Origin of the sequence: Paraburkholderia translucens (assembly GCF_020881035.1) — a bacterium.
GTDB lineage: Bacteria > Pseudomonadota > Gammaproteobacteria > Burkholderiales > Burkholderiaceae > Paraburkholderia > Paraburkholderia translucens.
Genome location: NZ_JAJITC010000005.1, coordinates 155,285 through 168,827, shown reverse-complemented (window position 1 = coordinate 168,827; position 13,543 = coordinate 155,285). Strand labels below are relative to the sequence as shown.

15 protein-coding genes are annotated in these 13,543 nt (G+C 62.4%); 6 read left to right on the top strand and 9 right to left on the bottom strand.

Annotated elements, in window-relative coordinates; all coding sequences use genetic code 11:
- Positions 1 to 7: 7 nt before the first annotated feature.
- A complete protein-coding gene (locus LJ655_RS10940) occupies positions 8 to 364 on the bottom strand; it encodes an MFS transporter (protein WP_230561258.1) in 357 nt (118 codons plus the stop codon).
- Positions 365 to 530: 166 nt separating this feature from the next.
- Between LJ655_RS10940 and LJ655_RS10935 the strand changes: the two genes are divergently transcribed.
- Both LJ655_RS10935 and LJ655_RS10930 read left to right on the top strand, forming a co-directional pair.
- A complete protein-coding gene (locus LJ655_RS10935) occupies positions 531 to 818 on the top strand; it encodes a hypothetical protein (RefSeq protein WP_230561257.1) in 288 nt (95 codons plus the stop codon).
- A gap of 183 nt (positions 819 to 1,001) precedes the next feature.
- Positions 1,002 to 1,166: an FmdB family zinc ribbon protein gene (locus LJ655_RS10930; protein WP_230561256.1), complete on the top strand. Its 165-nt coding sequence runs from the start codon at positions 1,002 to 1,004 to the stop codon at positions 1,164 to 1,166.
- A gap of 252 nt (positions 1,167 to 1,418) precedes the next feature.
- Here the strand turns inward: LJ655_RS10930 and LJ655_RS10925 are convergent, their stop codons facing one another.
- The 3 genes from LJ655_RS10925 to LJ655_RS10915 form a co-directional block, all read right to left on the bottom strand.
- Positions 1,419 to 2,273, bottom strand: a complete 855-nt coding sequence (locus LJ655_RS10925; RefSeq protein ID WP_230561255.1) for an SDR family oxidoreductase — start codon at positions 2,271 to 2,273, stop codon at positions 1,419 to 1,421.
- A gap of 91 nt (positions 2,274 to 2,364) precedes the next feature.
- Positions 2,365 to 2,634, bottom strand: coding sequence for a hypothetical protein (locus tag LJ655_RS10920; RefSeq protein ID WP_230561254.1), 270 nt, complete (start codon positions 2,632 to 2,634; stop codon positions 2,365 to 2,367).
- A gap of 147 nt (positions 2,635 to 2,781) precedes the next feature.
- Entirely contained in the window at positions 2,782 to 3,696 is a 915-nt protein-coding gene (locus tag LJ655_RS10915; protein WP_230561253.1) for a LysR family transcriptional regulator, read from the bottom strand.
- Between the two features lie 418 nt (positions 3,697 to 4,114).
- On the opposite strand from LJ655_RS10915, the gene LJ655_RS10910 reads away from it, so the two are divergent.
- Together LJ655_RS10910 and LJ655_RS10905 are read left to right on the top strand one after the other, a co-directional pair.
- Entirely contained in the window at positions 4,115 to 6,547 is a 2,433-nt protein-coding gene (locus tag LJ655_RS10910; protein WP_230561252.1) for a two-partner secretion domain-containing protein, read from the top strand.
- A gap of 410 nt (positions 6,548 to 6,957) precedes the next feature.
- A complete protein-coding gene (locus tag LJ655_RS10905; RefSeq protein WP_230561251.1) occupies positions 6,958 to 7,419 on the top strand; it encodes a CHRD domain-containing protein in 462 nt (153 codons plus the stop codon).
- A gap of 44 nt (positions 7,420 to 7,463) precedes the next feature.
- Here the strand turns inward: LJ655_RS10905 and LJ655_RS10900 are convergent, their stop codons facing one another.
- Positions 7,464 to 8,156 (bottom strand): cytochrome b/b6 domain-containing protein, encoded by a 693-nt coding sequence (locus LJ655_RS10900; protein WP_230561250.1) that lies wholly within the window; start codon positions 8,154 to 8,156, stop codon positions 7,464 to 7,466.
- A gap of 220 nt (positions 8,157 to 8,376) precedes the next feature.
- Between LJ655_RS10900 and LJ655_RS10895 the strand changes: the two genes are divergently transcribed.
- A complete protein-coding gene (locus LJ655_RS10895; RefSeq protein ID WP_230561249.1) occupies positions 8,377 to 8,709 on the top strand; it encodes a hypothetical protein in 333 nt (110 codons plus the stop codon).
- A 435-nt stretch (positions 8,710 to 9,144) separates the two neighbouring features.
- Here LJ655_RS10895 and LJ655_RS10890 read toward each other — a convergent pair whose 3' ends face one another.
- Positions 9,145 to 9,759 carry a TetR/AcrR family transcriptional regulator gene (locus LJ655_RS10890; RefSeq protein WP_230561248.1) on the bottom strand — a complete coding sequence of 205 codons (615 nt, stop codon included), beginning with the start codon at positions 9,757 to 9,759 and terminating at the stop codon, positions 9,145 to 9,147.
- An 84-nt stretch (positions 9,760 to 9,843) separates the two neighbouring features.
- On the opposite strand from LJ655_RS10890, the gene LJ655_RS10885 reads away from it, so the two are divergent.
- Complete coding sequence (locus LJ655_RS10885; RefSeq protein ID WP_230561247.1) at positions 9,844 to 10,974, top strand: MBL fold metallo-hydrolase; 1,131 nt, start codon at positions 9,844 to 9,846, stop codon at positions 10,972 to 10,974.
- A 101-nt stretch (positions 10,975 to 11,075) separates the two neighbouring features.
- Here LJ655_RS10885 and LJ655_RS10880 read toward each other — a convergent pair whose 3' ends face one another.
- The 3 genes from LJ655_RS10880 to LJ655_RS10870 are packed head-to-tail and all read right to left on the bottom strand — an operon-like array spanning position 11,076 to position 13,526.
- Complete coding sequence (locus LJ655_RS10880; RefSeq protein WP_230561246.1) at positions 11,076 to 11,783, bottom strand: ABC transporter ATP-binding protein; 708 nt, start codon at positions 11,781 to 11,783, stop codon at positions 11,076 to 11,078.
- Positions 11,776 to 12,540 carry an ABC transporter ATP-binding protein gene (locus LJ655_RS10875; protein WP_230561245.1) on the bottom strand — a complete coding sequence of 255 codons (765 nt, stop codon included), beginning with the start codon at positions 12,538 to 12,540 and terminating at the stop codon, positions 11,776 to 11,778. Before LJ655_RS10875 ends, LJ655_RS10880 begins: the two co-directional genes overlap by 8 nt.
- Positions 12,537 to 13,526: a branched-chain amino acid ABC transporter permease gene (locus LJ655_RS10870; protein WP_230561525.1), complete on the bottom strand. Its 990-nt coding sequence runs from the start codon at positions 13,524 to 13,526 to the stop codon at positions 12,537 to 12,539. The genes LJ655_RS10875 and LJ655_RS10870 overlap by 4 nt, the downstream gene beginning before the upstream one ends.
- Positions 13,527 to 13,543: the final 17 nt, after the last annotated feature.

The following is a 13,543-nucleotide window of genomic DNA, read 5'->3' as shown; positions in this document are numbered from 1 at the left end:
GCCGGGTTCAGGTTTCGAGGCGCCGCTCCTTGAAAAGCATCACCGCACAAAAGCTCACCACGCACGCCGGCGCCACATACCACGCTGCGGACAGGGGATCGCCGGTCCGTTTGATCAAACCTGTCACGATGAATTGAGCGGTGGCGCCGAACACGGCGACGTTCAGCGCATGCGAAACGGCCGTGCCGCTGGCGCGTACCCGCGCAGGAAGCGCTCCGGGCACGAGCAGGGTGACCGCGCCAGCACCGAACGCCATCATCATGCCGATGAGCCCGACGCCGCACAGACGCCCGGCGAGCGGGGGAATGCTGACCAGCAGCAGCGCAGACAACGCGGAAGCCAGATATCCGATGACGGCGGGCATGTGCATCACGCGAGCCGCATAACGACCGGCTGCGTATGGCTCGAGCAAGCGGCCCCGAGGACGGCACAGTATCTCTTCCCAACTCGGCTGGGGCGGAGTAGCGTTCCCTTTGTTCTACGCGACCGCCAAAGTTTGCTAACCAGATACCTCGGCTCCGGAGAAACTCATGACAGATATCGCACTTGCACGCAAAGATGCGTGTCTCACAATCGTCCGTGGGGTCTTGTCGGACTTGAATGACGACGTCAACCTGACAAACGCGGCTCTACGTGTTGCGGATCACCTGGTAGATGATATTGAAGGCAAGATCAGCGAGACCGACGCCGTACTGCTGGCTGTCACCGCACTGACCAAAGTCAATCGCGCGATTCGTGAGTGGAACGACGTGGACGGCAATTCGATGGACGCGATGAGAGTCGCAGACTTCATCATCGCGGAACAGATGAACGGGTAAGAGCGCGCAACGCATCTACATCAAGCGGTTTCGTCCGCGGCAAGAATCGAGGCGCCAGCGGACGCAGTGATCCGGCCAATGAGACCACCGCTACAACAAGTGCTGCACTAGAATGGGTTATTGCCGATGTCGTGGAGAGCACCGGGCCAGCACGACGTGCAGGATTCTCGTTGGAGGAATGACATGCCGACTTACCAGTACAGGTGCGAGAAGTGCGGTGAGACGTTCGAACATGCCGAGCATCTTGCTGAACATGCAAGCGCTCATCCGCCTTGTCCGAAGTGCGGAAGCGAGAAAGTTCAGCACATACCCACGCCATTTGTGGCAAAAACTTCCAGAAAGAGCTGAGATCTGTCCGATCAGGCGAAGGCGAAATCCAACCAGGCGCGTGCTCCGCACTGTCCCTGGAAGTCGGCGTTTGTTCGGCTCGGACGCGAGTCTCATTGCGAGCACGAGGCTCTTCGCAAACGACTTCAAATTCCCGGTGCGAAGATTACCCCGCCTTTGAACGGAAGCCGAAAAGTAGGATCGGTGTCCAACTTCGTGGAATCAATTCGCATGTCGGGGCACTTCGTTTTCCACGTGGGCTTCGCTACCAGATCAGCCCCTCAATGCCACCGTTACCGCCTGGGCCAGCGTCGTCGTGCTCCGCCCGAGAAGTCTGGAAAGATCGCGTGAGGTGCTGTTCAGTTCGCCTGCCGATGCCTTCAGGTCGGCATCGACGACGACGTCGGCTATCATCTTCGGCAGACCGAAGCCCAGCAGCGCTGACTCGTAATCGGCGGCGGACAGGTGGTTATACACGATCGTTCGGCCCACCTGCTTCGATACTTCCTCGGCCAGTTCCGCCAGCGAATAGGCGTCGTCTCCCGCCAATTCATAAGTCTGGTTGGCATGACCGGGTTGAGTGAGGACCGTCACGGCCGCATCTGCATAATCGGCGCGAGATGCAGAGGCAAATCGGCCTTGCCCCGCGCTGCCGGTGATTGCCGAATTGGCCAGCGCTCCCGCGAGTCCGCTGGTGTGGTTCTCGAGGTACCAACCATTGCGTAACACCACGAAGTTCACGCCAGCGGTCTTCAAATACGCTTCGGTCCGGTTGTGTTCGTCGGCAAGAATCAGATTGGACGTGCCGGCGCGTAGCAGGCTCGTATAGGCAATCAGCTTGACGCCCGTTTGCCTGGCAGCGTCGATCACGGCCCGATGTTGCCGGAATCTTTCCCCTGGCTGCACCGCCGAGATAAGCAACAGTTTCTCCACGCCCTTGAATGCCTCGATCAGCGTCTCGGGACGATCGTAATCCGCCTCGCGTATCTGGACGCCGAGTGTGCGCAAGTCATCGGCCTTTTCAGGGCTCCGGACTGCCGCGACGGTCTGGCTGGCGGGGATGGATTGCAGAAGACCCTTGATAACCAGTCGGCCAAGATTTCCATTGGCCCCAGTAATGGCGATCATTTTGTATTTCCTCTTTGCTCGAAAGTGACGTTGAACAAATTCGCGATTGCTACTTATTCGATATGAAATGGGAGGCTTGACGTTGCTCGATTCAGGCGGAAATCATCGGCTCCGTACGATCAGTGCGATCGGCAGACCGAGGCAGAACATATGGATGAGCAAGGCGGGCAGGAAGGGCATCGGCGATACCGATGGAGGTGTGATGAACGCGCTGTGCGGCAACACGACGAAGTCCATGAAGCAAAATACGATGATGCCGAGTAGCGGGCCGCGTGCCCCGGATCAGCGCGAGGGAGAAACGGATTTGCGAATTTGCCGGCCGCACCGATTGTAGATCCGGCATGGTGTCTGTCGTTTTCATGATCTGCTTTCCGCATAAAACCAGGTGGGAGGTGAACAACGGAGCGTTGTCCCGTCGTCGAAAGCAGTCTAAAAACCTCGACCCGTCTGAGAAACTCCTGCTTTATCAAAAGATTGTTGACGAATACCCCCCTCAATCGAACCAGAATTACGACGATTTCTGCGATGGATGCCGGGCAAACAGCTCGATGACCCAGTCCGCGAAAACACGCACCCTGTTGCTGATATGCCGATTCGGCGGATAGACGATCGATACAGGCATTGGCGGAAGCTGCCAGAGCGCCAGGCAGCTCTCCAGTTCGCCCGAGGCAATCAGCGGTGCGGTCATGAAGGTTCCGCCACTGATGATGCCCAGTCCGGTTCTGGCAAGGTCGGTGCAGGTCGACACATCGTTGCAGAGGAGGGCTTTCCTGCCCTGAATAGCGACGGTTTCGCCGCCGCGACTGGCTGTGATCGGGAACGGTCTGGCCGTTCTCGCCGAGATCATGTGGATCACCGTATGGTGAAGATCGATCTCGCTCGGGTGCTGCGGCTTGCCGTGCTTCTTCCAGTAATCCGGCGACGCGCAAAGCTCGAAATGGCTGAGAGCAATCCGTCTCGCCACCAGCGATTGATCGGTTACGGTTCCGATGCGGATGGCGCAATCCACGTTGTCCGCGAACAGATCGACGGGCGTGTCGCTGGCACCGATCTCCAGGTCGATATCCGGGTATCTCGCGAGAAAATCGGGCAGGGCAGGCACGACCACCGAATGGGCCAGCGGACGCGGGAGATTGATGCGCAGTCGGCCCTTTGGATTGGATTTGGCGCCGGTCATGGAGTTTTCCAGCTCCTCGAGGTCGGCCAGCAGGCGCACGGCCCGGTCGTAATAGGCCGAACCGTCGGGCGTCACGGTGACGCGCCGGGTCGTGCGATTGAGCAGTTTCGTCGCCAGATCGTCTTCCAGCATCTTAACCAGCCGCGTGACGGTCGCCTTCTGGAGGTTGAGGGTCTCGGAGGCTTTCGTAAACGTTCCCGATTCCACCACGCGCATAAACACGCGCATTGCGTCGAATTTGTCCATTTTTCTTCCAGACGACTGACAGGCACTACGGCGATACGGTTGTTGGGCACGAGGCAGTACTCGATCTGCGCCGGATTATCGCATCGTCGAGATAAGCGAATGCCTGGCTTTTCGTCGCGAGCCTGTCTACGTGCCAGGTGTCCGCAAACGGACCGTCTTGGCGACGTATTCGAGGGCTCGACCGTCGGCCTTTGAAGCAAACAGCCGGCTAGCTCAGATTTCGAGGGCGCGTGCCGAGTGCAGCCACACGATGAGCGACCCCCAAAAAAAGCGCGAACCGCAGGCGCAGGACACTGAGATATGGGCCTCTGTCCGCGACTGCAACGGCTATGCTTGAGACACGGCGACTAACGCGTCTCCGGTCAGCCCCGCGGCTCGTTGGTGGCCGTTCCGCGCTCCAAGCGGAAAGGGGAAATGCATGTCACATCCAGAATCACCTCGACCCGCGCGACGTCCACCGCAATGGCGGCAGTCAAGCGGACGCATCTGGCTCGCCCTCGGCGTCTCTCTTATCGGAACGTCCATTACCGATGCTGCGCTTGCCGCGGGCGTCCTTCCTCGAGGCGGCACATACGCAGCCGGCATGGGCGCGATAACGCGTCAGGGCAATGCGCTGACGGTCATGCAACCAGGCTCGGCGCGCGGTGCGATCGACTGGGACAGCTTCTCGATCGGCCCGAACAACACCGTGACGTTCGACAATGGATCGGGTGCGACCTTGAATCGGGTCACCGGCGGCTCGCCCTCGGCAATCCTCGGCCGGCTCAGCGCAACGGGCAGCCTGTATGTGATCAATCCGCAGGGCATCGTCGTGGGCCCGTCGGGCATTGTGACGACGGGCGGACGGTTCGTCGCCGCGACGCTCGATGTCTGCAACCGCGCTTTCATGGGCGGCGGCACACTAACGCTATCGGGCGGGTCAAATGCGAGCGTGATCAACCTGGGCAAAATCAGTTCGAGCGGCGGCGATGTGTTCCTGATCGCGCGAAACGCCGTCGTCAACACGGGCACCGTCCGGGCGCCTAACGGCACGGCCGAACTGGCCGCAGGCGAGCAGGTGCTGCTCCAGGACTCGACCGGCAGCAGACAGGTTTTCGTGCAGACGGGTAGCGATGGCACGGTCCTCAACCGGGGACGCATCGCAGCCGCGCAGATCAGCCTGCAGGCCGCCGATGGCAACGTGTATGCGCTCGCCGGCGGCGGCGCGCGCATTCGCGCGACGGGCACGGTGAACCGCGACGGACATGTGTGGCTCGTCGCCGATGGCGGCCGGGTCGAGCAACGGGGCATCGTCACGGCCAGCAACGCGGACGGCACCGGCGGGACGGTCGATACCGATGCAGCGCAACTGGCGTTCGGCGCGAAAGCAGCCGTCCATGCGGGCGAGTGGAATCTCTCCACGCCAGCTTTCACGGTCGACGGTTCCGCTGCACGCGCACTGCGCCGCAGCCTGAATTCGGGCACTTCTGTCGATGTCGCCACGACAGGCGCGATGGGTGCGACCGGCGATCTCGTTGTCGCATCGAACCTGCGCTGGCGGGGTTCTGCTTCGCTGACGCTCGCCGCGTACCACGATGTGTCGGTCGCGAGCGGCGCGACGATTGCGAACCATGGTGCGGGCAATCTGAGCTTGCGCGCCGACGCAACCGGCAGCGACAACGGTGGCAGCGTCGCCAATCACGGCGTGCTTGACTGGTCGAAGAGCACGGGCGCAGTCAGCGCTTTTTACGACATGAACGGTACCTACGCTGCCGGTACCCAGCTGGGCAACACGGCGTGGGTGCCCCTTCCATTCAGCGGCCTGGTTACCCAAATCACCGCATATAAGCTCGTGAACTCCCTAGCCGATCTGGCGAACGTCGCCAACGATCTCACCGGCAACTACGCGCTCGGCACGAACATCGATGCGAGCGCGACGAGCAACACCGATTTCGTTCCAATCGGTAACGTCGACTCGCCGTTCACCGGTCAGTTCGACGGACAAGGCAAGACGATCAGCTCGCTCACGCTCGCGCCGTTGGTGGCTTCCCAGTACGCACGAGTGATGGGCCTGTTCGGCATGATCGGTGCCCAGGGCGTGGCGCGCAACCTCGACATTTCGGGCACCGCGAGCGTGCCGACCAACGAAATGGCTGGCATCGACATGGGCTTGCTCGCCGGCGTGAACAACGGCACGGTCCTGCGGGTGAACACTTCCGGCACGGTCGTCAGCGGCGGGCCTTATGCATATCTTTCGCTCGACTCTTCGGTAGCCGGCGGGCTCGTGGGCGCTAACGCCGGCTCGATCCTGCGGTCTTCGAGCAGCGCCGCCGTGACCGCGGGTAATGTGCTCGGCGGTCTGACGGGCGCGAATAGCGGCCTGATCGACCAGTCGTTCGCCACGGGTCCGGTTGTATCGCGCAGCTATATCAACCAGGGCGGCGGCGGGCTTGCCGGCGACAACAGTGGCACGATCAAGCAGTCGTACGCCACCGGCTCGACCCTGCTGCAGGGCTATTGCCGAGGCGCTGCCGATACGCCATGCGGCGGCGCGGCACTCGTTGTCACCAATGAAGGAACGATCACCCAGTCGTTCGCAACGGGCCTCGTGACACAGCCGTTCTACGAACCGATCGGTATTGCGCGGACCAATACAGGCACGATCGCGAACGACGTGTACTGGGATAGCGACACCACGGCCGCCACGATCGGTGTCAGGTACGGCACGCCGATTCCCGCAGCGAACGGGCTGACCACCGCGCAGATGAGCACGCCAGCATCGTTCGTGTCGTATGACTTCGGTCCGACGGGGGTGTGGGCGATGCCTGCCGGCGCGACACATCCGGTGCTGCGCTGGCAACTGGCGCAATGACGGATGTGGAGACAGTCGATGGAACTGTCAGCGAGTTTTCGACGGCACTCGTCGGGTGAGGTCCGGCCGATTCTGGTGGCACCTGGCCCGTCATGCACGCCACGTAACACCGGTTCGGGGTCGAGTGCAAATGCCCTCGAAGCCGGCAGGCGCGTGCAGAAATAGAGAGGCATTTATTTGGCACATTAGCAAATGCCGAAATGCCTTCGTGAGTTCTCCGGCAGGTATTGGATGCAAATCGGCTTCCCGAGCGAGCTACCGGTACCCCAGTCGAATTCTTTCTACGCGTTATGGGCCGCTTGAGACTATGCTTGTTTCACTTCTTTGGCTGCCGATAGCGCCGACGAGGTCTTGCGCACTCTTCAATAATGGCTCGCCCGGCAAGGGCAAACCGAACAGGAGAAAACCAGATGTCACTATCCATCTCGCGACGCGCTTTCATGATGTTCAGTGGTTTGGCCTTGGCGGGCACGTTGACGTTGGCGCAAGCGGCGCCCGTCTCATTCGATGTGCCGTTGACGGGCGCTCAACAGGTTCCGCCCGTGACGACTCCAGGCAGCGGCAACGCAAAGCTCACGTACGACCCCAGCACGCGGGTCGTCACCTGGAACATCACCTTCAGCGGTTTGACGAGTCCGGCCACGATGGCGCATTTCCACGGGCCCGCTCCGACAGGTAAAAACGCCAGCCCGAAGGTCTGGATCTCGCAGAAAGGCGCCATGGAGGTGACAAGCCCGATGACCGGTCAGGCCACGCTATCCCCGGACGAAGCCAAAATGTTCGAAGCCGGCGACATGTACATCAACGTTCACACGAAGAACAATCCGGGCGGCGAGATTCGCGGCCAGGTGATGCCGCCGAAGGGCAGTTGAAGCAACTCCGTTAGCCGCGCAGCCAGATCAGGCTTGCGGCAGGTTCAGAGATAAGCCGCGAGCAGCATCACCACGACAGTGCCGACGCCGAGCGGAAGCAGCGCCAGCAGCGCTGGCGTCTGCCGGGGTGCGTCGATGGACGGGGGCAGAGGTTTATAGCCGGTCAGCATCGGACGCAGCAGGTTGTGTCCCTTCGCTAGCGCGTACAGTGCAATCACCAGCACGTGCAGCGTCACTGCGGCCAGCAGCATGTACCAAACGAGCCCGTGCAGGTCCGAGATTGCGTTGGCGAGCCATACCGGCACCAGCGCGCTCAACGGACCTTCGTCGGCGATGTCATTGTTGACGTATAGCCCGCTCAGCGTCTCGATCAGCAGCAGCGCGAGCAGCAACAGCACCATCCAGCCGCCGGCCGCATTGTGACCTACCTGCACATCCGGCTCGCGATGAAACAGACGCCGCAAATGACGAAGCGCAGCCGCGGGTGATGCCACGAAACTGCGAAAGCGCGCGGTCTCACTGCCAAAGCAGCCCCACAGCAGCCGAAAAATGACCAATGCGAGCAGCGTCTCGCCGACCCGCACGTGCCAGTCGATCCAGTTCAGCTTCAGGGTGACGTAAGCCGCCGTGACCAGCGCGACGACCAGCCAGTGAAATAGTCGTACCGGCGCATCCCAGACGAGCACCGGGCGGGCCACAGGCTGTGTCGGCCGCGTGATGGGTTCGGGGGAATCCATTTGTCGTGGCTACGTCCGCAATCGGCTGGGACGAAATGCGCTTCGTACGCGAGTTGCCCGGAGTACCGACGGAGCCACGCGGGCAAGGGAATTCATCATTTCGAGCCTGACCTGGATTGGCGAGTGGGCAAGCACGCGGCACGGTGATTGCGGGAATCCCCGTAGAGCAGGCGTCAACCGTCTGTGTCTATATTCCGGGCCAATTAAGGAGGGATGGATCATGAGCAAGACAACCATCGCATTAGTCGCGGCCGTCGCCGCGCTCACGCTGTCTGGCGGCGCTGTCGCACAGATGGCCGGAGGCCAGAGCGGTAGCAGCAGCGGCAACGGTAGCGGTACGTCCGGCAGCACCGCTAGCCCGGCGAACCAGATGAACAGTAGGACGGGCGGCTACGGCATGCCGGGCACCGGGAACTCGGACACCGGTATGGCCACCAGACCGCCGAACTCGGGTCTGCCGAGCAGCACGAACAGCAAGTCGACGTCCGACGCACCGAAGAGCAACAACACGCTGGCCACCCCGAGCGTTAGGTCTCCGGCCGCGGGCCAATAAAACAGCCCACGATGACAACCGGCCGCGAATGAGCGCAACGCATGCAGACGTTTCAATCGCGTGGCGCGCACGAGTATTTGCGACCGGTTCCGCAGTTTTGCCGCTCGCGCGGCTGGCGGGATGTTCGGCGACGGCAGACTCAATGGACCGGATCGTCACTCCCGTTCCTTGCGCATTTTCGGTTTTTCGGCCGTCGGGTCACTGCCGCGTTGCGCCGGCTCCCTTGTACATGCGTCCGGCGGCGTGACGAACGTCACGTCGTTGCAGCAGCACGCGTAGACAGGAAATCCGTAGGCGTTCGTACGGACGATGGTCGTTGGCCCGTGCAGCGGGCACACCGCTTTCATGTCGCCCTCCCGAGGATCGACGTCGACACGGTTATATCGTACGCCCGGCTCGTCAGCTTGGCGCGAACGCGAACGAACTGCCTGCGTTTCACGCGTACCGCGCAAGAAACATATCCGCGGCCGCTTCCGCGATCCGCTTTTGCTCCGCGGCGCCGAGCGGCATTTGTCCCATCGCCACTTGCGGCCAGAAAGCAAAACCCTTCACGAGCGCCTGCAACTGCAGTGCCGCGAAGGCAGGATCATCGGTCTTGATGCGGCCGTCCGCGGCGGCCGCCCGGACCCACGCCGCCAGATCTTCCTCGCGCTCCCCCATGCGAGCGACCATATCCCGTGCCCGTTCCGGCGAATGTATGCCAGCCGCGATCGCCACGCGCGCAAGCGACAAAAACGACTCGTCGTGCAGCAGCCGCAGCTTGCGTTCCAACAGTTCGAGCAACTGTGCGCGCAAGGGCTCGCCGGCACGATAAGAGGGAGCATCGCCGTCCTGACAAGCGTCCCACATCTGCTGGAGAATCGCCGCGAAAAGCGCTTCCTTGCTGGGGAAATGGTTATAGACCGTGCGCTTCGAGACGTTCGCGCGGGCGGCGATCCGGTCCATGCTGGTCGCGCCGAAGCCGGCCGCGAGGAATTCCTCTATTGCGGCGCCGACGATCGCGACGCGTTTGCGGTCGGTCAGACGTTGATACGGAGCACTGGTTTCCATACGACAATTTTACACTGGGCAGTTTACTTTTCTGGAGAATTAACTACACTGCCGAGTGTACATTTTCCCCCGAAGGCCAACTTCATGACGTCGCTTCCCGCTCTTGTCCACCGCATGCTCGGCGTAAGCGCCGCGAAACGTAGCCGCGCGAGCTTCCACCAGTCGCCTCAGCACGACGGCGAACGCTTTCGCAACGTCAAGCCGCGTCCGGCGCAAGGCCTGCGCAAAACACTCGGTCTCGCGTGGACGATGCTGTTCAACAAGCCGCGCGGCACCGTGCCGACCGACTCGTTGCCCGTCGAGACGCTGACGCGCGAGCAACTCCACGCGGCGCCCGACCGCAGCCTGTATCGGCTCGGTCATTCGACGATGCTGCTGAAGTTGCGCGACAAGTTCTGGCTGACTGATCCCGTGTTTGCCGAGCGGGCCTCGCCATTCCGCAATCTCGGTCCGAAGCGCTTTCACGCACCGCCTGTCGCGCTCGCCGATTTGCCGCCACTGCACGGCGTGATCCTGTCGCACGATCACTATGACCATCTCGACCGCGAAACCGTCATCGCGCTGGCGCAGCGCACCGAGGTGTTCTTGACGCCGCTGGGCGTCGGCGATCGGCTGATCGAATGGGGCATCGACGCGGCGAAGGTGCGGCAGTTCGACTGGTGGGAGGGTACAGAGGTCGAGGGCATCCAGTTCACCGCGACGCCCGCGCAGCACTTTTCCGGACGCAGCCTGTTCGACGGCAATCGTACGTTGTGGGCGTCGTGGGTGATCGTCGACAACGATCTGCGCGTTTTCTTCAGCGGCGACACCGGCTATTTCGACGGGTTCAGCACGATCGGCGAGCGCCTCGGACCATTCGACGTCACGTTGGTCGAAACCGGCGCGTACGACGCGATGTGGCCGTACGTTCATATGCATCCCGAAGAAACCGTGCAGGCGCATATCGACCTGCGAGGCCGCTGGCTCGTGCCGATTCATAACGGCACGTTCGACCTCGCGATGCACCGCTGGCAGGAACCGTTCGAACGTGTGACGGGGCTGGCGCTTGCGCGCGGTGTCGCGCTGTCGACGCCGCGCATGGGCGAACGGCTCGATCTGAACGCGGTGCATCGCGGTGATCGCTGGTGGCGCAACGTTGCCGAAACAGTGGCTGCGCCGAAAGCCTCGTGGCGCTTGTGCGCGTCGCGCCAAGCCGAGCGAGGGAAACCTTCGTGATGTCGTGAGCGCTCGATCCGCTCCCTGCCTGTACGCCGGATGCATTCGACCGGGCGGTCGCCGCTTTCGCGGCGCAGCCCTGCTGACGCATCGCACGGCTTTCAGTGCTGAGACACGGCCAGCAAGGTATCGATCTTGTCGTCCTGGGCCAATAGCTCGGCCGCCGTGCTCGAATGAATGACCGAGCCGCGCTCGAGCACCACGGCGTCGTGCGTGATGCTCAAGGCCTTGCGGGCGTTCTGCTCGACCAGAATCACAGAGAGGCCTTCGTCGCGGATGATGTCCGAGAGGACGCGCATCAGGTCCTGCACGACGATGGGCGCGAGGCCTTCGAGCGGTTCGTCGAGCAGCAGCACTTTGGGATTGAGCATCAGCGCGCGGCCGATCGCCAGCATCTGCTGCTCGCCGCCCGAGAGCTGGCTGCCCATGTTCGCGCGGCGCTCCTCCAGGCGAGGGAACATCCTGTAGATGCGAGCCAGATCCCAGGGACCGGGCACGGCGATCGCGGTCAGGTTCTCTTCGACGGTCAGCGACTTGAAGATGTTGCGTTCCTGCGGCACCCAGCCAATGCCGGCCAGAGCGCGCTGGTGCGGCTTGCATCCGGTGACGTCCTTGCCATTGAGCCAGAGCCGCCCGCTAAAACGTTTCGTGTGGCCGACGATGGTGTTGATCAGCGTGGTTTTACCGGTGCCGTTGCGGCCCAGCAGCGCCAGCGCCTGGCCTTGACCTAACGCCAGATCGATACCCGTCAGGATCTTCGCCTCGCCGTAACCCGCTACGATTCCTTCCAGCTTCAACAATTCAGACATATTCGCCTCCCGCCAGCTCCTCGCCCAGATACACAGCCTTCACGCGAGGGTCGCGGGCGATTTCGGCGCATGCGCCCTCGGTCAGCAGGCCGCCGCTCACCAGCACCGAAATGCGGTCGGCGAAGCTGAACACCAGGTCCATGTCGTGCTCGATCAGCACAATGGTCACGTCTTCGGGCAAGGCGGCGACCGTGTTGAGAATCTCGCGGCGTTCGCCGTCGGGAACACCGGCCACCGGTTCGTCGAGCAGCAGCACCCGCGGCTTTGCCGCCAGCGCCAGCGCGATTTCAAGCAGGCGCTGTTTGCCGTAGGGCAGCACGTGTGTTTCGCGATGCATGACGTCGATCAGCCTGCACTGTTCGAGCAGCGAAGCGACCTCGTCCATGACTTCGCCGCGATGGCCCAGCGCGCGCCAGAAGCGCGCGCCGAGACCATCACGTTCGGAGATCGCCACGGACAGCGATTCGGCCGGCGTCATCTCCTTGAACAGCTGGTTGATCTGGAACGTGCGGACGAGGCCCGCGCGGGCTCGCTTGTGCACGGACAGCGAGGTGATGTCCTGGCCTTCGAGTTCGATGCGGCCCGAAGTCGGTGTCAACACGCCGGTCAGCTGATTGATCAGTGTGGTCTTGCCGGCGCCGTTGGGGCCGATCAGGGCCTGGCGAGCGCCTTTCTCGACTGTGATCGACACGTCGTTGGTAGCGACGAGGCCGCCGAAGCGCTTGACCAGATTGAATGTCTGCAGTGCGATCGTCATGCGTTGCTCCCGCTGCGACGGAACCACGTCCACGGACGCACGAGCCGCTCGTGACCGACGATCACGATGATCACCAGCAGCAGTCCGATCCAGAACTGCCAGTATTGCGGCGTGATGTCCGCCAGCCGGTCCTGCATGAACCTGAACACGACTGCGCCGATGATGCCGCCATACAGATAACCCGCTCCGCCAATCATCAGCATCAGCAGCACGTCGGCCGAGCGGTGGAAGTCGAGCACGTCGAGCGACGCGAAGCCCGTGGTCTGCGCGAGCAGGGCGCCGGCCACGCCGGCGTAGGCAGCGCTCAGCGTGTATACGGCGGTGCGGCGCAGGTTGACCGGCACGCCCATCGCAGCCGCGCGAAGCGGATTCTGGCGGACCACCTGGAGCGACATGCCGAACGGCGACTTCACCACGGCGCGTGCGAGCACGAACAGCACGAACAGTGTGACGATCGAATAGGTGTAGGCCACCTTGCCGAACAGGTCGAACTCGAAGTGCCCGAAGAGCGGCACCATCGGCACGCCCGTCATGCCGTCGGCCCCGCCGGTGAGCCAGCCCAGCTTGTTGGCCAGTTCATGCAGGATGGAGGCCACGCCAAGCGTCACCATCAGGCGCGTGAGATCCGAGCCGCGCATCACCAGCACGCTGGTGACGAGGCCCGCAAACGCCGCCACGCCGCACGAGATCAGCATGCCCGGCAGCGGATCCAGGTTGAAGTACTTCGCCAGCAACGCAGCCGAATAAGCGCCCAGACCGAAAAAGGCTGCATGGCCCAGCGAGACGATCCCGGCGTAGCCGAGGATCAGGTCCAGCGATACCGCGAACAACGCGAGAATCGCCATCTCATTGAGCAGCAGGTAGTTGTTCAGCGGTAGCAGGCAGGCGCCCAGGGCCGCGATCCAGAAAATGATTTCCGCGGGGCGCCAGCGAGACCACTGTCTGCCCATGCTGCGGACCTTCGGTGCAATCGTCGACGTACCCATTCCGATAGTAGTTGCCG